Genomic DNA, 20,957 nt, shown 5'->3' on the forward strand with positions numbered 1-20,957 from the left:
GTGTCAACTTCTGCGAAAAAGTATTTTTCGTTACTCGTTCGGAGCAACTTTTAAATCATATCATCCCAAGCATTCTCTGTCAACAAGTTTTAATAACTTTTTTCAGATCAGCTTGTCCGTCTAAATGATTTGTTATTGCGACGGTCTGTAAAGTATAACAAGATAGCCATATTGAGTCAACACACTTTTTCAAATTTTATTCCTTCCTGTTTTATCCAAAGAAAAGACCGGATCAAGTTGCCCGTGATCCGGTCTTTTTAATCATCAATCTATAGTGATGATGTTTTCATCTTTGGCGTTTACGCTGCCTTCTTTTTCTACCGTAACCGCCTGACCCTCTTTAAGGTTGGTAAAGATGATTGGCGTAATTGTCGAAGGAGCATTGTCTTTGATGTAGTCGAGGTCCACTTTCAACAGCGGCTGCCCCGCCTCCACTTGATCTCCTTCTTTAATCAACGACTCAAACCCTTTACCTTCAAGTTTGACCGTATCGATACCGACATGGATCAGTATTTCCTTTCCGCCTTTGGACTCAATGCCGATCGCATGTTTTGTCGGGAAGACATTGACGATCTTTCCATCTACCGGAGAAACGATTAGTCCGTCTGTTGGAAGGATGGCAAATCCATCACCCATCATCTTTTGAGAAAATACCTGATCAGGAACTTCTGATAGATCTTTTATTTCCCCTTTAATAGGAGAAACAAATTTTTCATTGGCAAATTCCTCTTCATTCTGTAAAGCATCGGGGTTCACTTCTTCGATCTGCTGTTCAACTTCTTCATCAGTATTTGTTTCAGCTTTTCGAGGAGTTTTGCCCATCATGATATCTTTCATTTGCGATTTCAATGTATCCGATTTTGGTCCGAAGATTGCCTGGATGCTGTTTCCTACTTCAAGCACGCCGGAAGCCCCCAGTTTCTTCAGTCTGTTTTTATCAACTTGCTTTTCATCATTTACCGATACACGCAGACGAGTGATACATGCATCAAGGTGCGCGATGTTTTCTTTTCCTCCCATTGCCTCAAGTACATCATGGGCAAGGTCTGATCCTTTGGAAGGTGCTCCTTCTTCTTCATCTTCATCCACCTCTTCACGGCCCGGTGTCGCAAGGTTGAATTTGCGGATGGCAAAACGGAAACCAAAGTAATAGATGACCGCAAAGACCAAACCTACCGGAATGACGAGCCACCAGTTCGTCTGCGGGTTGATGACACCGAACAGGATATAGTCGATCAATCCGCCGGAGAATGTCATACCGATCTTAACGTTAAGCAAGTGCATGGTCATGAACGACAAACCGGCAAAGATCGCGTGAATTCCGAACAGGACCGGTGCCACGAACAGGAACGAGAACTCAAGCGGCTCTGTGATCCCTGTCAAGAATGAAGTCAATGCAGCGGACCCCATGATACCTGCCACGATTTTCTTTCTTTCAGGACGTGCTTCGTGATAGATTGCCAACGCTGCTGCAGGCAGTCCGAACATCATGAACGGATATTTACCTGTCATGAATGTTCCAGCAGTTAAATCCTGTACATTATCCTGGATCTGTTTCATGAAGATTGCCTGGTCACCGCGGACCACTTCTCCTGCTTGAGTAGTATAAGAACCAAATTCAAACCAGAATGGTGAATAGAAAATATGGTGAAGCCCGAATGGAATCAACGAACGCTCAACCACACCGAAGATGAAAGCAGCAATCGTTCTGTTTTCTCCAAGCATGAAGTTAGAGAATGTATTAAGCCCATGTTGGACGGGCGGCCAGATGACCAGCATCAATAATCCGACAATCACTGCAGAGGCAGCAGTTGCTATCGGAACAAAACGCTTTCCGGCAAAGAAACCCAAGTATGGCGCCAGTTCAATATTAAAGAAGCGATTGTACATATAAGCAGCGAGGATACCCATGATGATACCCCCGAATACCCCAGTTTGGAGCGTCGGAATCCCCAATACATTGGCGAACGCCATATCAGCTTCAACATCTGCTGCTGTAATGCCAAGGGCAGCTCCCATGGTTGCATTCATAATCAAGTAACCAACAATCGCAGCAAGACCGGCAACGCCTTCTCCTCCGGCGAGACCTATGGCTACCCCGACAGCGAACAACAACGCAAGGTTACTGAAAATGATACCGCCGGCTTCTTTCATTACATTTGCTACCGTCGACACCCAGCCTGTCCCTAGGAATGGGGCGATTTCCAACAGGGTTGGATTGACGAGCGCAGACCCCAGTGCAAGCAGGATCCCTGCCGCAGGCAGAATGGCAACCGGCAGCATCAACGCTTTACCTACTTTTTGCAAAACACCGAATGCTTTTTTAAACAAATTGATGACCTCCCTAGTACTTTGTATGGACAAGATAATAGCAGCAAACACAAAAAAGGCATGAGCAAAAGGAGACTCTGATTGTGTATAAGGATAGACTTCCCCCAAAGTACACGAATCAATCATCTTCTTTAACTCATGCCTGATCGTATCAGTAACACGTTAAAAGATTAGTTCATTATTTAACTTTATTCTGTATGCGCTGCAGATGCATGGTCAGGTAGACCGCCTCTGCGTCATCCACTGGTTTCTTCAGTGTTTGCTGCATCATCTTGATTAGTTTCCACGAGAGATTATAGCACAGTGGGTATTCTTCTTTCAACAGCAAAGCGATTTTTTCCGGTTCCTGGACCCTTTCCTGCCTCAGCACCCTCTCTATCGTATAACGAAGATGGCGCACCAATCTCATATAATGGACACTTTCCTTATCGATATCCACCTTTAATACATCTTCAATTGTGGAGGTTAAGGTTCCGATCAATTGAGAATGCTGGTTGACCTGTGATAAGTCTTTGTTCATCATGGCACTATGGATATGCAGCGCAATGAATCCGATTTCCCCTTCAGGCAGTTCGACATTCGTCTCCTTATTCAATAGGGCGACTACTTCTCTTGCCACTTCATATTCAAATGGATAAAGCGCCTTTGTTTCCATCAAAAAAGGATTCCGTATCGCCATGCCCTTCATCAGCCGGTTTATCGCAAACAAAATATGGTCGGTAAGGGCAACGTGGATGTGTTCATTCAAAAAAGAGTTTGTTCTGTTCCGGATCAGCTCGATGGCTGAAATGATGGTATCCAGCATATCTTCCTCAAGATAAGGGAGAAGCATTTTGTATTGCTCCTGTTCCTTTTCCCCTTTCAGCACAAACATCTTCTCTGCTAAATCGTTTTCCAGAAAGTCTCCTTTTTTTGCATTGAAGCCGATTCCCTTACCTATCAGCACAACTTCTCCATAGCCCTCATGCTTGGCAATCAGGACATTATTATTCAGGACTTTCTTTACTTCTATATGAACCATGAGTGATTTCCCTCTTTTTTCAGTTGAGACTTAACATATTGTATGATTCTAACGAAAGCGCATACTTTTTTCAACGAAAGAATACCTGACCCGGCCGGCTTTCGGCAATCTTCCTTTCAGCTTATTTGGTAAGTTAGCCTTTATTAAGGCCGCTATGGAACAACCTCTATTTCCGATACATATAAATATTGAGGAAAACATGGATGAATTCTCAAATAATGAAAAGCAAGGAGAATATCATGGCCTCAAAGACTAAGCCTTTATTATCTGTATATCTATTTCCTGACAAGAACATACACAGCGAAGAATTAATCTCACTGATTGAGAGGCTGGAAAAGGATCATATTTCTATTGAAATCCTGGATCAAAACAGCTCCGTGCCTGAACTGTTCACCAAGAATCCGAGGGTATATGTCTCCATCGGCAGCAACTGGAGGGAATTCCCCTCATTGGTTTCAATGCCGCTGCACGAGAAAAAACGCTGGCTTCATTTTTCCGGCCCGGACAAAGTCCAGTCCCGCCAACTCTTTTATTGCTGGCTGTCATGCACAGAACAATTGATTGAAAACAAGAAGCTTTCTCCTTCCCGGTTTTCTTCCGATACTCCCTTAATCTCAATATTTACAGCTGCCTACCGTTCAAAGGATAAAATTCAACGGCCTTTTCAATCCCTATTGAAGCAAACCTACCAAAACTGGGAGTGGGTCATTGTAGATGATTCAGATGACGGAGGAGAAACCTATAAAGAATATCTCATCAAGCTTGATGATCCACGAGTGAGAAGATACCGGCAAGATGAATATAACGGTTATATCGGTGCCGTTAAAAGGTATGCTGCAAGCCTCTGCACGGGCGAGATCCTTGTGGAAGTGGATCACGATGATGAACTCACCGCAGATTGTCTGCAAAAGATTGCCGATGCCTTCAAGAACAATCCGGACTGCGGGTTTGTTTTCGGGGATTGTTCAGAGGTTTATGAAGAGAACCAGCAGGGCCATTGGTACGGGTGGGACTGTGGATTTGGTTATTCTGTATACTACCGGGTCTGGCTGCATGAAATGGGCCGCTGGCAGAATGTTTATAGAAACACAGCCATCAACGGCAATACACTGCGGCACCTGGTTGGACTGCCGAATCATCCGAGGGCATGGACGAGAGAATGCTATCACCTTGCCGGCGGGCATCGGGAAGAACTTCTTGTCGCTGATGATTACGATCTATTGATACGCACCTTCCTGATTACCAAATATGCCGCAATCCCCGATTTGCTGTATATCCAATATCGTAATTCAAACGGAAACAACTCTACTTTCATAAGAAATAAACAGATCCAAATTCTTGTAAAGGAACTAAAGGATTACTACTCACAAAGAGTCAGCAGCAGGTTGAGTGAGCTTGATATGACGGGCGCGCTTCCTTACCAGAGAGTGTGGGAAGCCTCTCGGGATGACCCTTTCCGAAAAACAACCCACATAACGGCCAGGAATCCAGGCAGGAAATCATTGATTTTTGCCATCCCCTATGAAGAAGCCAAAACAGATGCTTTATATAAAGCACTGGAAGATTCACTGGAAAATAACTTCAAAGATTGTGAAATCATCGTTGTAGGAGATGTGCCGAAAGACATTGAACACTTTGCTGCAAAAGCTCCTGCCGGTGCGGTCAGATGGTGGCAGATGGAGGAAGGCCGTCCCTTGGACTATTTCATCCGGTATGGAGAATACTGCACTTCCGGTATCAGGCAGGAAGTTATCATATGCCAGTAGCAAGTTTTTTCAAAATACGTTCCCGTATCGCATTAAGGAGGTGGAAATCAAATGAAGGGAATCATTCTAGCGGGCGGCAGCGGCACCAGACTGTATCCGCTGACCAATGCAGTGTCCAAGCAGCTTCTCCCTGTATTCGACAAACCACTGATCTACTATCCGCTTTCCATTCTCATGCTCGCGGGGATCAAGGAAATATTGATCATCTCCACAAGAGCCGATATTCCCCGGTTCGAGAAGTTGCTCGGTGACGGGTCTCAGCTGGGGCTCCACCTTCATTACCTTATCCAGGAAAAGCCAGAGGGAATCGCTCAAGCTTTTGTCATTGGAGAGGAATTCATAGGAGAAGATCCGGTATGCCTGATACTTGGAGACAATATATTTTATGGACATAATTTTACGAAAACACTCGAAACCGCTGCGCAAACCAATATCGGTGCCACCGTTTTCGGCTATCAAGTAAAAGATCCCGGCCGTTTCGGGGTCGTGGAATTCGACCAGCACCAGAAGGTCATCTCTCTTGAAGAGAAACCCTCCCATCCCAAATCAAATTATGCAGTGACCGGTCTATATTTCTACGATAATAGAGTTGTGGACTTTGCTAAAAAACTCTCTAAGTCAGCAAGAGGCGAATACGAAATCACCTCTATCAACCAATTCTATTTACAAGAAAACGCGCTTCAGGTCAAACTTCTCGGCAGGGGATTCAGCTGGTTTGATACCGGCACCCACAAATCATTGCTTGATGCCGCCCTTTTCATTCAGACCATCCAGGAAAGACAGAACCTCCGAATTGCCTGCATTGAAGAAATCGCTTTTCGAAAAGGGTATATTGACGAATATCAGCTGGCAGAATTGGCCAAACCGCTTAAAAGCAACGACTACGGATTGTATCTGATGAAGCTGGCTTCTCAACACAAAAACAGGAAAGGAGGGCTTTAAATGAACTTGCTCATCACTGGCGGAGCAGGATTCATCGGAATGAATTTTGTCAGGATGGTACTTGCCTGCTCCCATCATCAAGTAACGGTGGCAGATTCGCTCACATATGCCAGCCATCCACAAGAGATAAAGACCCTGTCAACCAACCCCCGTTTCCGCTTTTTAAAAAGGGATATTTCCAATGAAATGGACATAGCACACATATTTGACAGAGAATATGACGCTGTCATAAATTTCGCAGCAGAATCTCATGTAGATAACAGCATACACAATGCCGATCTCTTCCTTCAGACCAATATCACCGGTACACATAATCTATTAAAATACGCAAAAAAAGGATTCGCCAACAAAATGATACAGATTTCCACCGATGAAGTGTACGGGACCCTGGCTCCTGACGACCAGCCGTTTACTGAGAATTCCCCTCTCCAACCAAACAACCCGTATTCGGCAACAAAAGCGAGTGCAGACTTACTGGTCCGGTCTTTTTTCGAAACCTATGGTCTTCCTTTGATCATCACCCGGTGCAGCAATAATTTCGGCCCATTCCAGCATGCTGAAAAATTCATCCCGACGGTCATCCGCAATGCTCTGCAAGACAAGGAAATACCTGTCTATGGAGACGGCAGGCAAATACGCGATTGGCTTTATGTAGAAGACCATTGCATGGCAATCCTGCAAATCCTCGAAAAAGGCAGGCCTGGGGAAGTCTATAATATCGGCGGAGAAAATGAACACCAAAACATTGAAATCGCCAGAACCATCCTGCAGCTCCTCAAGAAACCTGACAGCTTGATAACATATGTAAAAGACCGCCCGGGACATGACAGAAGATACGCCATTGATTCCTCCAAACTCCAACGTGAAACAGGATGGAAGCCATCAGGGAGATTCATTGACAGGCTTGAATATACAGTGAACTGGTTTGGCAAGCATCACAAAGGTGACCGGCCATGAAAATAGCCATCACCGGCGCCGGCGGACAATTAGGAACAGACCTTGCAGAGTTCCTGACAAAAAAAGGGCATACAGTGATCCCTTACCTTAAAAGCGAGTGCGATGTCACCCAGCTTCAGGCAATCCGGAAAGCATTGGACAGAGACCGGCCGGACACTGTGCTGAATGCTGCTGCTTTTGCAAAGGTGGATGTTTGTGAGAGCGAACAGGAAAAAGCATATTCCATCAACACTGCCGCACCCTGTTATCTCGCTTTGGAAACAAAGAGGCTTAATATGAAATTCATCCATTTCAGTACAGATTATGTATTTTCAGGGAAACGTTCAACCCCATATGAGGAAAATGATGAAGCCCGGCCTGGAACCGTCTACGGAAAAAGCAAGCTGCTGGGAGAATACTTCGTCTCGTCCATCAATCCGGATGCGACCATCATCAGGACTTCCTGGTTGTTCGGACATACCGGAAGGAATTTCGTCAAGACTATCCGTGATCTGGCCCGCGGCAGGGAGTCGATCCAAGTTGTGAGCGATCAATTCGGATCGCCTGCCTATACCTGTGACCTGGCCGCTTGCACCGAAAAACTGCTGTACTGCCCGCCCGGGATTTATCATGTCTCGAATTCAGGCAGCTGCAGCTGGCATGATTTTGCCAGTGAAGTCGTCAGGCTGCTGAATGAAGAGTGCACCGTTATACCGGTAACTTCACAGGAGTACGGAAGCACTGTTCCAAGGCCGGCATATTCTGTACTAAGCCATAAAAAAATAAATGAAAAAGGAATCTTCATGCGGAATTGGAAAGAAGCATTACATGAATATCTGACGAAGGAGGGTGATAGGAATGAAGATTAACGGCGTGGCAACAAAAAAACTGGTCAAACATACGGATGACCGGGGTTTTTTCGCTGAAGTGCTCAGGGATGATGAAAACCTCCTGTCCCGATTCGGACAGCTTTCCTGGTCCACTTCCTATCCGGGGGTCATCAAGGCGTTTCACTACCATGAAAATCAGGATGACCTATGGTTCTTCCCCTCAGGAAATGTGCAGGCAGTCCTCTATGACCTCAGGGAGCACTCCTCTACCAAAGGTCAAACAAACGTTTTTTATATGGGAGAACACAATCCGATCTTATTGTTGATTCCTAAAGGAGTCGCCCATGGATACCGGGTCCTCGGACAAGAGCCGGCCACCATTGTGTACTGCACAACCCAGTCCTATAATCCCCGCAATCCTGATGAGAAACGAATCCCCTGGGATGATGAAACAATAGGCTTTGACTGGTCTACTGAAAACAGATAGAGGGCTTCCAATGCGGAAGCCCTCTTAATTATTAAATCAAGAAGATAAAGTACAGTACAAAGATAATGAACAGAAGATACATGATTGGATGAATTTCTTTTGTGCGTCCCTTCATGATCATCGTGATCGGGTAAAAAATGAAGCCGACTGCAATACCCGTTGCGATGCTGTACGTTAACGGCATAGCGATGATAGTCAGGAATGCTGGCACAGCAATCTCGAATCGGTTCCAGTCGATTTTACCGATGGCAGAAACCATCAGGACACCGACGATGATTAATGCTGGTGCCGTTACCGGTGCCGTGATTACTTCAAGCAGCGGGAAGAAGAACAGTGACAGCAGGAATAGTACTGCCGTTATGACAGAAGCGAAGCCTGATCTCGCGCCGGCTGCAACCCCTGCAGAAGATTCAATGTATGAAGTCGTTGTCGAAGTACCAAGCACCGCTCCAACTACTGTTGCGCAGGAATCCGCGAAAAGCGCCTTGCCTGCTCTTGGAAGTTTGTTATCCTTCATCAGATTTGCCTGATTGGCAACCGCTACAAGCGTACCTGCAGTATCAAAGAAGTCAACGAACAAGAAAGTCAGTACGACTACAAGCATCTGGATCGTGAAAACACTTGAAACATCATTGAAAAGCGGTTCCACTGCAGCTCCGAATGTCGGTTCAAGACTCGGCACTGCACCGACAATCTGGTTTGGTAGATCGATCAAGCCGAAAATCATACCAGCAATGGCTGTGATCACCATTCCGAAGAAAATGCCGCCCTTTACTCCCCTCGTCATCAGGATGACTGTAACGAAGATCCCGAATACCGCAAGAAGTGTGTTGCCGTCACCAAGGTTCCCAAGGCCGACAAGTGTCGCATCATTATTCGTGATGATACCTGCATTCTGAAAACCTACAAAAGTAATAAAAAGGCCGATCCCCGCTCCTACCGCGAATTTCAATTCAGCAGGAATGGAGTTGATGATTTTTTCACGAAGCCCTGTCAGGGTCATAAGGATAAAAATCAAACCGGAAATCAATACGCCCGTCAAGGCAGCCTGCCATGAAATCCCCATCGTCAAAACGACTGTGTAAGCAAAGAATGCGTTAAGTCCCATACCCGGGGCAAGTGCGATCGGATACTTGGCTATGAGCCCCATTATGAGTGATCCGATTGCGGCAGCCAGTGCCGTTGCGACAAATACTGCTCCATAATCCATCCTCATGCTGTCCGGAAGATCCGGCACCGACTCCAGCGAAAGTGTAATCGGGTTGACGACCAGAATATAAGCCATGGATAAAAACGTTGTCAGTCCGCCGATGATTTCGCGGCTGTAATTCGTTCCAAGTTCATTAAACTGGAAAAACTTTTTCATTTCCTTACCTCCTCTAAAATATCCGCCGTCTATCTTCGAGATGCCCCGTTTGAACGTAAAAACGCCCTGAACAACCGTCGTTCAGGGCGTGACATACTGGTAAGGGAAAGAAAAGAACTAGTTTAATAGAAAAATAATAGCATGAATCTGTATCGACTAGTCTTCATCAGACCATCACCTCGTAGTCAAGCCATTTACGGTAGCTCGGTAGAAACTGCTGGGCCTTATCCCCAAAATTATACGACGTAATGTTTCAGTTCTTATTAAGTTCACTGTCATTGTATCAACAGGAACTCTATTAGTCAATACAAAATCCGAACATTTCCGACAATTATTTTTATAACGTTCGTGAAATTATTTTACTCCCACTCGATCGTTGCTGGCGGCTTGCTCGTGATATCATACACAACGCGGTTGATATGGTCGACTTCATTGACGATCCTGGTGGAAATCAGTTCCAATACATCCCACGGAATCCTCGCCCAGTCGGATGTCATTCCGTCGATGGATGTCACCGCTCTGATGCCGATTGTGTAATCATACGTACGGGCATCCCCCATCACGCCGACACTGCGGATATCAGGAAGAACCGTGAAGTACTGCCAGATATCGCGGTCAAGTCCTGCCTTCTTGATTTCCTCGCGAAGGATGTGATCGGATTCCCTGACAATCTCAAGCTTCTCATCAGAAATCTCGCCAAGGACACGGATTCCTAGACCAGGACCAGGGAAAGGCTGGCGCCAAACGATTTCATCCGGAATTCCGAGCTCGCTTCCAAGCGCGCGAACTTCATCTTTGAAAAGAGTATTCAAAGGTTCAATCAACTGAAACTGCATATCTTCAGGAAGCCCGCCCACATTGTGGTGGGACTTGATTGTCTGCGCAGTCGCAGTGCCGCTCTCAATGATATCTGTATAAAGCGTACCCTGTGCCAGGTATTCAATTCCTTCCAGCTTGGTTGCTTCATCATCAAACACATAGATGAACTCGTTTCCGATGATTTTGCGTTTTTCTTCCGGATCGGAAACACCTTTCAGTTTGTTTAAGAAGCGGTCTTTCGCGTCCACTTTGATGACATTCATGTTGAAGCCTTCCGAGAATGTCTTCATCACGCCTTCTGCCTCATCTTTTCGCAGCAAACCGTGGTCGACGAATATACAAGTGAGCTGGTCGCCGATCGCCTTGTGGATCAGGACCGCAACAACGGAAGAATCAACTCCGCCGCTCAGCGCACAAAGAACTTTTTTATCCCCGACAGTCTTGCGGATCTTTTCCATTTCAATTTCAATGAAGTTTTCCATGGACCATTCGTCATTGCATCCGCACACATCGAACACAAAGTTCTTCAGCATGTCGTTTCCATATTGAGAGTGGCGCACCTCAGGATGGAATTGCACTGCATACAATCCTCTTTCCTCATCACTCATTGAAGCAATCGGGCAGGATGGATTGATGGCATCCACTGTAAAACCTTCCGGAGCTTCCATTACCAAGTCGCCGTGGCTCATCCAGACAACCTGTTCTTCAGGCAGGTTCCCGAACAGCTTTGAAGAATGCTGAACATTGATCTTGGCTTTACCATATTCACGGTGCTTCGCTCTTTCCACCTTACCGCCAAAGTGCATGGTCATAAGCTGCATTCCGTAACAGATGCCCAAAACCGGAATATCCAAATCAAAGATTCTCTCGTCACAACGGAAGGCATTCTCTCCATACACACTGTTCGGCCCTCCGGAAAAAATGATGCCGCTTGGATTCATATCCTTGATTTCCTCTAAAGTAATCGTGTGGGGATGAAGCTCACTGTAGACCCCGAATTCACGAATCCTTCTCGTGATCAACTGATTATACTGACTGCCGAAATCCAATACAACAATCATTTCCTGATTATGCAATTCCGTTTTTCCCGTCATCCTGCTCACCTCATCAATTTATTTCGTTTTAATCTATGACTCTATACAGTTTGCCCCAAAAGTAAAAAAAACCAGAATCCAGCCTTATATAAAGGCAGAATTCTGGTTTTGATATACCTCACGCGCATCTCACATCAAAATGAATACTGCCTTCATAGTCAGATCATTTACGGTGATCCGGTAGAGACTTTCGAACCCTATTATCGAGGATATATGAAGGTATGCAAACCGTATTTATCTACATTTCGACCTCATTTTATAATGAGTTGGAGCATTGGTCAACCTGTTGTCCTTTTAATTAAATTTTCCCACAATTTGCGGGTCTGCTTCCAGTCATGACCTGTAAGCTTTTGTCCATACAGCGCACGTTCATATTTATCTGTCAGGGATGTCATCTCCCTCGTGCCGAAGAATGAATCCACATATCGGGAATATGAACGCAGGGTCTGCCCATCATCCATCTTCAGGCCATAGCGCTTCAGCTGGTTCAGCAATGAGACATATGCTTTCGGGAAGGCATCCTCATCCTTCTTGAACTTATAATACGGAATCAGCATGAACGGAAGCCAGCGCCTTCTGACCAGGAATACCCCAACCGCTATGATCGCCAATGCCAGGATGGCCAGCAGGATCTTGCCCCAATTCTCTTCCACAAACGTCACCGTATCGTCCCATAGCCTCTTAAGGGAAAAGCTTGAAGAACTGCTTCCTGCAGATGCTTCATCTTCCGGAGCCAAATCCTTTTCCGGCTTTTCCTGATCAACCGGAGGAACAGCTGTCTCCTCGGATTCCGGCAGTTCATAATCATAATTCACGATGGAACTGCCCGTAAAACCGACTGTCGGCTCAAACGGAACCCAGCCTTCACCCGGAAAATAGACTTCCGGCCATGAATGGGCATTATTGTTGGTGACCTTGTAGGTCTTGTACTGGGTATCAATGCTTCTTTGATATTCACCTTCCGTGTAGCCCTTGACCCATCTTGCCGGGATCCCAAGGGAACGGACCATGACAACCATCGCTGTTGAGTAGTTATCGCAATAGCCCATTTGAGTGTCAAACAGGAACTGGTCTACATAGTCCTGGCCCTCTTCCGGCACCGGGACTTCGAACTGTTCATAGACAAAGTTTTCTGCTTCAAAATATTCCTCGATCGCTGTCACTTTGCGGTACCAGTTCTCCTCATCAGCCGTAATCGTCTCCGCCAGTTCTTTTACGCGTTCAGGCAGAGTATCCGGGAGCTGCGTGTATCTTTCCAGGAATGCTTCGGATCCCCCCGGAAGCGTTTCGGCTGAAGCGGATTCCAATCCTTTTAAAGAGTATACAGGATTAGTATAATCTATCGCGTACTCCTCCAATTTCACTTCTTCTTCCCCTTCGAGAGTGGTGATTTTTGATGTATCTTCACTCAGGGAGAAGTAGCCCTCTTCATTCCCTTGGAAAGTATTGATCCCGTAAGGATAGACCACATGGGAGTACTGTTCTTTCACGTCAATGAACTCTGTTTCAGGTTCCTTTTCCGGATCCGGCGGCGTCAAGTCGAGCGGCACCTCTTCCCCGGCATTAAAAGGAACAGCCTGCTCAGTTTCTTCAGAACCGGTTCTTTCCCAGCCTTTTCCGGTATAGATATCTTTGCTTTCGATTCTCCAGTAGTGCTCACGTATTACATCTGCCGTGAAAACGGTTTTCGGATCCCCAAGGAACGGACCGCCAAGCTTGCTGTCATCCTCTCCATACCCAAGCCTCGAAACGCCGCTTCCACCCCCGTTGTCATCCGCAAATGCCTTAAGGTACGGAACGGGATCAGGCCATACAGGATCGATTTTCGGCGCCGCAAAAGCGAGGACCGAGCTGAAACCGATCATAATCACAAGCGGAATCATCCATCTGCCGGTAGCCCTTGTCGTCCCCCGCAGGCTCTCCTGATCCTTCAGCCGCAGCAAGGCCAGCATCCCCAGCAGCAGGAACCCGAGTATGATGACCCGGATGATGGCTCCCTTGGCATCAAATGAAGTAAATGTATCGAGAAGCGAGACATAAATGACCGTCATGATATAAAACAAAAGCATCGTTTTCCGGACAGATAACCAGTAATGGATAAGATAGGTCATCAACCATAGAAGAACGAAGAATAACAGGCTGCGGTACATATCGGAAAGCATGGACCACTCGCGCCCGATGGTCAAACCGATATTCTCCCAAAGGTCTGCCATCATGGCAGCCAATGGGTTCATGAACGTATCGTCTGCATATAAGTGATACAGAGAATAACCGATAAAGACCAGCTTAATTGAAAATGATAAAAATTTGTTTATGTTCAAATAATAAAGGGTGATCGACAAAAGGATAAAAACAACAAAATATCCCAGGTTCCCTGTGTCGGTGACATCATTCAGTGGCCTCAGCCATTCCCACAATAAAATGAATGCAAGCCCATAAAGAACGCCACGCTGAAGATCCCTTTTTTGCACTCCTCCACTCATGCGTTCTTCACCTCCGAAAACGCAGAACCAAATTCGCCCTCATAGCTCACTTTCAGCCAGATGCCCCTGCCGGCTGCCATGGCCTTCAGCGCTTTTTCTTCAGCCGTAAGCTGTGCGCCCTTTTCTTTTATCAGGAAAATGACAACCGAAGAGTTTCGTTTCGCATAAGATCTGACAGTCGAAATAAGCTTCTTGGAGATCGAACTAGTGACCAGCATCACAGTAGCCGACTGCTGATAGTTGACCCCTTCCCCATGAAGGACCTTTGAAAGGTCAAATTTACTGTCCGCTTTTACTTTTGCCAGGTGATGATACAGCTGGCGCTGGTGTTCTTCTCCCCCTCTGAGCGGGAAGGAGACATGGTCTTCACCAATCGAAAGCAGACCAGCCTGTGCCCCTCTTTTCAACACTGCTTTGAGAACAGATGCCGTAAAAGTCACCATAGGCTCAAATGCCTGCGAAGGTTCGCGGTCCAGGACGACAAGTACATCATGCGACTGCCTTTCTTCAAATTCTTTCGTCATCAGTTGATTGGTACGCGCAAATGACTTCCAATGAATCCACGAAAAACGGTCGCCCGGCTGATACTCCTTGACGCCGGTCGCCATGGTAGTATCCTTCTGGATCTTCACATTGGAAGAAGCCATCCCCTGGTCATACCTGCTTTCAAGCGGCCTGTAGATGACATCCACAAACGCTGGATACACCAGGAGCGTATTGAGGCACGGGACCGTGACCTCTTTTTCAAATATCCCGAAAAAATCTCCCGTCTTTAAGCGGACCGCACTGAAATGATGTTCCCCGCGCGGCAGCTCATCGATTGTATACTTCAAATGGATCTCCCTCCTGAAGCCAGGATAGATCATCGACTTAGCCTTTTGGAAAGAGGATCTGTAAAATATCGATGGAGACACGATATCATCCGCAACCACATAAAACAGCGGGAAAGGAAGCCTCCTTTTTATGATAAGCGACACTTCCATAGAGTCCCCGGCCTTAAAATCGGTTGATTTAAAAGAGCGTTCCACTTCAAAATCGGAAAGCGGATAAATGGAGATCAACAAAGAAAACAAGGCGAAGGGAACAAAGCTGTAAAACAGGAACCAGCTGACGAACCCTCCCTGGAATAATGCATAGACAAGCGTTACCGCCCAAAGGACGATGAGCAGCAGCAGCTTGGCTATCACTTTTACAATCTGCAGCTTCTTTTTCATTTATCTCACAAGCCTTTGGACTGGCACCGGAATCCTGGTGATCACTCTTTCCACCACTTCTTCCGCGGTGATGCCCTCGTATTTCGCCTCTGATTTCAAGATGATCCGGTGAGAGAATACAAATGGAGCAAGGTACTGCACATCATCAGGAATCACATAATCCCTGCTGTTCAGGTAAGCATAAGCCTGGCAAGCCCTCATCAGCGCAATGGATCCACGGGGGCTCGCCCCAAGGTAAACCTGGGAATGCTGCCTCGTCCTGTGTGCAATATCCACGATATATTTCTTCAAGGTGTCATCCATAATGACTTCCTTTACTTCTTCCTGGATCATCCGCAGCTCTTCGAGTGTGATGACCGCCTCAAGCTCTTCGATTGGCGCCCTTTTCTGTGCACGCGTAAGGATCTCCATCTCTTCTTCCATTTCCGGATACCCCATTTTCATTTTGAGGAGGAAACGATCCAGCTGCGCTTCCGGAAGCGGATAGGTCCCTTCATACTCGATAGGATTCTGTGTCGCCATAACAAAAAACGGCTTATCCAGCTTGCGTGTCACCCCGTCAATCGTGACACTGTGCTCTTCCATCCCCTCAAGCAGCGCGGATTGTGTCTTCGGTGATGTACGGTTGATTTCGTCAGCCAGGATGATGTTCCCCATGATCGGCCCCGGCCGGAAATGAAACTCGCTGTCTTTTGGATTATATATAGAAACCCCGATGACATCTGAAGGAAGCAGGTCCGGTGTGAACTGGATCCGTTTAAAAGAAGCGCCGACTGACTTAGCAAGCGCCCGGACCATCATCGTCTTCCCGACACCCGGCACATCCTCAAGAAGCACATGGCCGTTTGCCAGCAGCGCCACCAAGCTTAGTTCCGCAACCGACCTCTTCCCGATCATCACTTTTTCAATATTTTCAATTACATGCTGTAACTTTGGATTCATTACATTAGTCGTCATTCTATTCCCTCCTGAGACTCTGACTGACATTACCTGCCTAATTACTTATTACATTCTGTAGAAATAGGAAAAACCCTTTTCGAATATAGGGAATTATTAGGTAATTTGTCTAATTTTCTTTGGCTGGCTGTTTCTTGCTGCTTTGTGCTTTTGGGTAGTTCTGGTGCTTTAATTCTGTCGTGCAGGCGGCTGAATAATAGAATATGAGTTTTGCATTCTTTTCACGTTCACGACAAATCAGAATTTTCTGTTACAATTATATAACAAAATTTAGGATTTGGGAATTTGGGGAGGATTGGTGGCGGGGTGTAGGCTTTTTGCGTGAATTCTTTTTGGTGTTTTTTGCCGGATTAGTTTCTGCTGGTCTGCTTTTTGATGCCGCAATCCCACCTCTTTTACGGCATCATTTTCTGCTGGTCCGCTTTTTGATGCTAGAATCCAACCCCTTTTACGGCATCATTTTCTGCTGATCTGCTTTTTGATGCTGGAATCCAACCGCTTTTACAGCATCATTTTCTGCTACTCCGCCTTTTGATGCCGGAATGCAACCCCTTTTACGGCATCATTTCTGCTGATCTGCTTTTTGATGCTGGAATCCGACCCCTTTTACGGCATCATTTCTGCTGATCTGCTTTTTGATGCTGGAATCCAACCGCTTTTACAGCATCATTTTCTGCTACTCCGCCTTTTGATGCCGGAATGCAACCCCTTTTACGGCATCATTTTCTGCTGATCTGCTTTTTGATGCTGCAATCCAACCCCTTTTACGGCATCATTTTCTGCTGATCTGCTTTTTGATGCTGCAATCCAACCCCTTTTACAGCATCATTTTCTGCTACCCCGCCTTTTGATGTTGCAATCCAACCCCTTTTACAGCATCATTTTCCGACACTCCGCTTTTTGATGCTGCAATCCGCCCCCTTTTACAGCATCATTTTCCGCCACTCTGCTTTTTGATGCTGCAATCCGACCCCTTTTACGGCATCATTTTCTGCTACCCCGCTTTTTGATGCCGGAATCCCACCGCTTTTTCAGCATCACTTTCTGCTGCTCTGCTTTTTGATGCCGGAATCGTCCATCTATTCGTAGTACATCCTTGGACGCGCTCACTCCTTTACAGTCTAAACAGTCAAAAAAGCCGCCTTTAGCAGGCAGCTTTTCAGTAACACCCGTTTTATAAATAAAACGCAGACTTGGTATGGCCAGTCAACTCAAAGTTTCCTTTAAGAATCCTCCGTATAGTTCTATCATCCTTAATCACCTTACACCATTCAAGAATCCCTCCTGTTGTCATTTTCGATTCAGGAAATAGAATCTTAAATTCCTCAATGCTTCGCAATACTGCATCAGAACAATTTTCCCTGTTTCCACAGTATCCACAGTTAAACACCTTATGAAAAGCACCATAGAACCCCCCGCACCCAGGACAAACAATCCCCTTCCTCAGCCCCTCATAGGTAAAGGCGGGCACACTGGAATACGGCAGTTCGTCCATCAGAAGGGAACACAGTTTCTCTGCTATCTGGATTTCGGTGCGGGTGGGTTTTGCGCTTTGCTGCTGGAGTTTTTCCCTGAAGCGCCCCAGCTGGCCGGGATGAATGATCGGTAAATTAGCGGGGACGTTGTATAGGTGGAATTCCGGGTGGACAAATACAAGATGGGGTTTTACATGGATGCGCCAGCCCATGCTTTTGACGAGCTGGGTGATGAGGGTTTCGGCTTTTTCGAGCTGGAGGAGAGGGTTTTTGACGGCATTTCCTTTTGGGGAGTGCCATTTGTCGTTTTTGATAGTGTAGTCGCCTTCAAGATTTTTGACTTCGAAGATATGGAGAATTCCGGAGGTGATTCCGAGGGAGTCGTTCTGGAAGTGGCTGTTGTTCACATTGAGGTTCACGTCGTTCAGGAAGATCAAGCTTTCGAGCGGTTCTGCCCATTTATCGAAGGCCACTTCCCCTTGGTATCCTTTTTCTTTGTACTGGTAATAGCTTTCTTCCTCTTCGGTAAAATTCATCCTCGGCCGCAGCGCTCTCAATATTTGCAGTTCCTTTGGCACGTTTCGCTTTTTAAAAATCAATCAGTTTCACTCCTTTCGCTTTATATGTAAATTTTATACAATAACCGCATCGAAATCCAGATAAAAAACCGGCAAGGGACTTAGCCCCCCGCCGGTCCATATAAAATTAATTTTTCCACCAGTCATCGAAAACGTTGATTGGCAGCTCCCGTTTGTGTCTGGACTTCAGGTAGTGGCCTTCGATGACCTTGGCGGCTTCCGGAGATACTTCTTTTCCTTCCAGGAAGTCGTCGATTTGTTCGTAAGTAACACCCAGTGCTTCTTCGTCCGGGATCATTGGTCTGTTGTCTTCAAGGTCGGCAGTCGGAATCTTTGTGTAAAGATGTTCCGGTGCGCCAAGCTCTTTCAGCAGCGCTCTTCCTTGGCGCTTATTCAAACGGAAGATCGGCACAAGGTCGGCTGCTCCGTCACCGTGCTTCGTATAGAAACCAGTTACCGCTTCTGCGGAGTGGTCCGTGCCAAGCACAACACCTTTGTTCATGGCTGCCATGCTGTATTGAACCTTCATGCGTTCACGGGCTTTTTCGTTTCCTTTAGTGAAATCTGACAGGGCAACTCCCGCTTCCTTCATGGCTGCCGCGCTCGCATCCACCGCACCCTTGATGTTGACGGTGTAGGATTTGCTTGGCTGGATGAACTCGACTGCGTCAAGGGCATCCTTTTCATCATTCTGTTTGCCGTACGGAAGGCGGACCGCGATGAACTGATATTCATCCGTCCCGTTTTCCTCATTCAGTTCATCCACCGCTTTTTGGGCAAGCTTCCCGACCAAGGTGGAGTCCTGTCCGCCGGAGATTCCCAGTACCAGGCTTTTCAAAAATGAATTTTTCTTCAGGTAATCCTTCATGAGGTCGACGCTTCGTCTTATTTCTTCCTTTGGATCAATTTCGGGTTTCACTTTCATCTCTTCAACGATTTGTTTCTGCAAAGAATCCATCTTGTCTTTTCACTCTCCTACCGGGATTTTTAGACTGTTTTCGAACGTATTCTGGTTACATGCGGACGCCTGTGCGAAGACATTCGCTTTCCCTCCAGAAACGCCGGCTCTGCCCCCGCCCTTCCTGATTGCGCAGGACCAGGCGGTATTAGTAAAAAATATTCTATTATTATAATACCATTGCTTCCGAAGCCACAAACATTCGTTACCGGGCTTGATCCTGGTATGCCTGCACCTTCTGTTTGACTTCCTCGATATTCCGCATCTTGTTATTCCAGCATTTTTCACTGAGATCGACAGGGTAATCTTCCGGGTTCATGAGGCGTTTGTACTCGTCCCACAGCACATCCACACTTTCCTTGAAATAGTTTCTGATTTCCTGCAGTGACGGTGTCTCGTAAACCAGTCTGCCATCCTCAAATATATCGGTGTGCAGATCTTTCGCCTCAAAGTTAGTGACAAACTTGCTTATAAAGGTGTGGACGGGATGGAACATCTTGATCCGATCCTGTTCCTGCGGCTTTTCTCCTTCGAGGGTGATATAATCCCCTTCTGATTTACCGCTGGTTTTATTGATGATCCTGTACACATTTTTCAAGCCAGGGGTCGAGACTTTCTCAGCGTTACTTGAAATCTTGATGGTATCCGTCATTTCCCCGTCTTTGTTTTCGATGGACACCAGCTTGTAAACGGCTCCGAGCGCAGGCTGGTCAAAACCGGTGATCAATTTCGTCCCGATTCCCCATGTGTCGATCTTCGCTCCCTGGGCCTTCAAGTTCAAGATCGTGTACTCATCCAAATCATTGGAAGCAACTATCCTGGCTTCCGGGAATCCTGCTTCATCCAGCATCTCTCTTGCTTTTTTAGAAAGGTAGGCCATATCACCGCTGTCAAGCCGGATCCCCTTGAAATTGATTTTGTCTCCCATTTCCTTTGCGACCTGGATGGCAGCAGGCACTCCGGAGCGCAGGGTATCATAGGTATCAACCAGGAAAACACAATCCTTATGGGATTCGGCATACTTTTTAAAAGAAATGTAATCGTCACGGTATGCCTGCACCATCGAATGGGCATGTGTTCCAGCTGCCGGAATGCCGAACAGCTTGCCTGCACGGACGTTGCTCGTTGCATCAAAACCGCCGATGAATGCGGCCCTGGTTCCCCAGATTGCTGCATCCATTTCCTGGGCGCGGCGTGTTCCGAACTCCATCACGACTTCATCCTCAACGACTTCCTTGATGCGGGCTGCTTTGGTGGCAATCAATGTTTGGAAATTCACAATGTTCAGCAGGGCTGTTTCGAGAAGCTGGGCCTGGCCAAGGGGAGCTTCCACTCTGATCATCGGTTCATTCCCGAAAGCCAGCTCGCCTTCTTTCATTGAACGGACACTGCCTGTGAATCTCATTTCCTTCAAGTATTGCAAAAATTCTTCTTCATAACCGACTTCTTCACGGAGATACTCAATGTCGGTCTCACTGAATTGAAAGTTTTCAATAAATCGGATCACTCTCTCAAGGCCGGCAAAAACCGCATATCCGTTACCGAAAGGAAGCTTCCGGAAAAACAATTCGAACACTGCATTCTTTTCATGGATCCCATCTTCCCAATACGTCTTGGCCATATTGATTTGATAAAGGTCTGTATGTAAAGCAAGGCTGTCATCAGGGTAGTTATACATCCTATTCACTCCTTCGGGTTGC

The 20,957-nt window shown here is 46.4% G+C and carries 15 protein-coding genes and 2 riboswitches; of the genes, 5 read left to right on the plus strand and 10 right to left on the minus strand.

Going from position 1 to position 20,957, the window contains the following annotated elements; genetic code table 11:
* Window positions 1-264: 264 nt before the first annotated feature.
* Window positions 265-2,331: a glucose-specific PTS transporter subunit IIBC gene (gene ptsG, locus D3H55_RS18950; protein ID WP_119548871.1), complete on the minus strand. Its 2,067-nt coding sequence runs from the start codon at window positions 2,329-2,331 to the stop codon at window positions 265-267.
* A gap of 178 nt (window positions 2,332-2,509) precedes the next feature.
* Window positions 2,510-3,352 (minus strand): glucose PTS transporter transcription antiterminator GlcT, encoded by an 843-nt coding sequence (gene glcT, locus D3H55_RS18955; protein WP_119548872.1) that lies wholly within the window; start codon window positions 3,350-3,352, stop codon window positions 2,510-2,512.
* A 239-nt stretch (window positions 3,353-3,591) separates the two neighbouring features.
* On the opposite strand from glcT, the gene D3H55_RS18960 reads away from it, so the two are divergent.
* From D3H55_RS18960 to D3H55_RS18980, 5 genes are read left to right on the plus strand one after another with little or no spacing between them, the layout of a single operon-like run.
* Complete coding sequence (locus tag D3H55_RS18960; protein ID WP_119548920.1) at window positions 3,592-5,118, plus strand: glycosyltransferase; 1,527 nt, start codon at window positions 3,592-3,594, stop codon at window positions 5,116-5,118.
* Between the two features lie 51 nt (window positions 5,119-5,169).
* Entirely contained in the window at window positions 5,170-6,060 is an 891-nt protein-coding gene (gene rfbA / locus D3H55_RS18965; protein ID WP_119548873.1) for a glucose-1-phosphate thymidylyltransferase RfbA, read from the plus strand.
* On the plus strand, window positions 6,061-7,017 hold the full coding sequence (gene rfbB / locus D3H55_RS18970; protein ID WP_119548874.1) for a dTDP-glucose 4,6-dehydratase: 957 nt from the start codon (window positions 6,061-6,063) through the stop codon (window positions 7,015-7,017).
* The gene (rfbD, locus tag D3H55_RS18975; protein WP_119548875.1) at window positions 7,014-7,865 is read left to right on the plus strand and encodes a dTDP-4-dehydrorhamnose reductase; all 852 of its coding nucleotides are present in this window, start codon (window positions 7,014-7,016) and stop codon (window positions 7,863-7,865) included. The genes rfbB and rfbD overlap by 4 nt, the downstream gene beginning before the upstream one ends.
* Window positions 7,855-8,313 (plus strand): dTDP-4-dehydrorhamnose 3,5-epimerase family protein, encoded by a 459-nt coding sequence (locus D3H55_RS18980; protein WP_119548876.1) that lies wholly within the window; start codon window positions 7,855-7,857, stop codon window positions 8,311-8,313. Before rfbD ends, D3H55_RS18980 begins: the two co-directional genes overlap by 11 nt.
* A gap of 31 nt (window positions 8,314-8,344) precedes the next feature.
* Here the strand turns inward: D3H55_RS18980 and D3H55_RS18985 are convergent, their stop codons facing one another.
* The 8 genes from D3H55_RS18985 to D3H55_RS19020 all read right to left on the minus strand — a co-directional run bounded on the left by D3H55_RS18985 (window position 8,345) and on the right by D3H55_RS19020 (window position 20,935).
* Window positions 8,345-9,679 carry an NCS2 family permease gene (locus tag D3H55_RS18985; RefSeq protein ID WP_119548877.1) on the minus strand — a complete coding sequence of 445 codons (1,335 nt, stop codon included), beginning with the start codon at window positions 9,677-9,679 and terminating at the stop codon, window positions 8,345-8,347.
* A 162-nt stretch (window positions 9,680-9,841) separates the two neighbouring features.
* A riboswitch (purine riboswitch) is annotated at window positions 9,842-9,943 on the minus strand.
* Between the two features lie 95 nt (window positions 9,944-10,038).
* Window positions 10,039-11,592, minus strand: a complete 1,554-nt coding sequence (gene guaA / locus D3H55_RS18990) for a glutamine-hydrolyzing GMP synthase (RefSeq protein ID WP_119548878.1) — start codon at window positions 11,590-11,592, stop codon at window positions 10,039-10,041.
* Window positions 11,593-11,727: 135 nt separating this feature from the next.
* Window positions 11,728-11,829, minus strand: a riboswitch (purine riboswitch).
* Between the two features lie 41 nt (window positions 11,830-11,870).
* Entirely contained in the window at window positions 11,871-14,075 is a 2,205-nt protein-coding gene (locus D3H55_RS18995) for a transglutaminase TgpA family protein (protein WP_119548879.1), read from the minus strand.
* Window positions 14,072-15,289, minus strand: a complete 1,218-nt coding sequence (locus D3H55_RS19000) for a DUF58 domain-containing protein (protein ID WP_119548880.1) — start codon at window positions 15,287-15,289, stop codon at window positions 14,072-14,074. The genes D3H55_RS18995 and D3H55_RS19000 overlap by 4 nt, the downstream gene beginning before the upstream one ends.
* Entirely contained in the window at window positions 15,290-16,246 is a 957-nt protein-coding gene (locus D3H55_RS19005; RefSeq protein ID WP_119548881.1) for an AAA family ATPase, read from the minus strand.
* A gap of 1,174 nt (window positions 16,247-17,420) precedes the next feature.
* On the minus strand, window positions 17,421-18,320 hold the full coding sequence (locus D3H55_RS19010) for a nuclease-related domain-containing protein (protein ID WP_240628672.1): 900 nt from the start codon (window positions 18,318-18,320) through the stop codon (window positions 17,421-17,423).
* 106 nt (window positions 18,321-18,426) lie between these two features.
* The gene (gene nadE / locus D3H55_RS19015; RefSeq protein ID WP_119548882.1) at window positions 18,427-19,257 is read right to left on the minus strand and encodes an NAD(+) synthase; all 831 of its coding nucleotides are present in this window, start codon (window positions 19,255-19,257) and stop codon (window positions 18,427-18,429) included.
* A gap of 205 nt (window positions 19,258-19,462) precedes the next feature.
* Complete coding sequence (locus D3H55_RS19020; RefSeq protein ID WP_119548883.1) at window positions 19,463-20,935, minus strand: nicotinate phosphoribosyltransferase; 1,473 nt, start codon at window positions 20,933-20,935, stop codon at window positions 19,463-19,465.
* Window positions 20,936-20,957: the final 22 nt, after the last annotated feature.

Origin of the sequence: Bacillus salacetis, assembly GCF_003581585.1 — a bacterium.
GTDB classification, from domain to species: Bacteria; Bacillota; Bacilli; order Bacillales; family Bacillaceae_B; genus Rossellomorea; species Rossellomorea salacetis.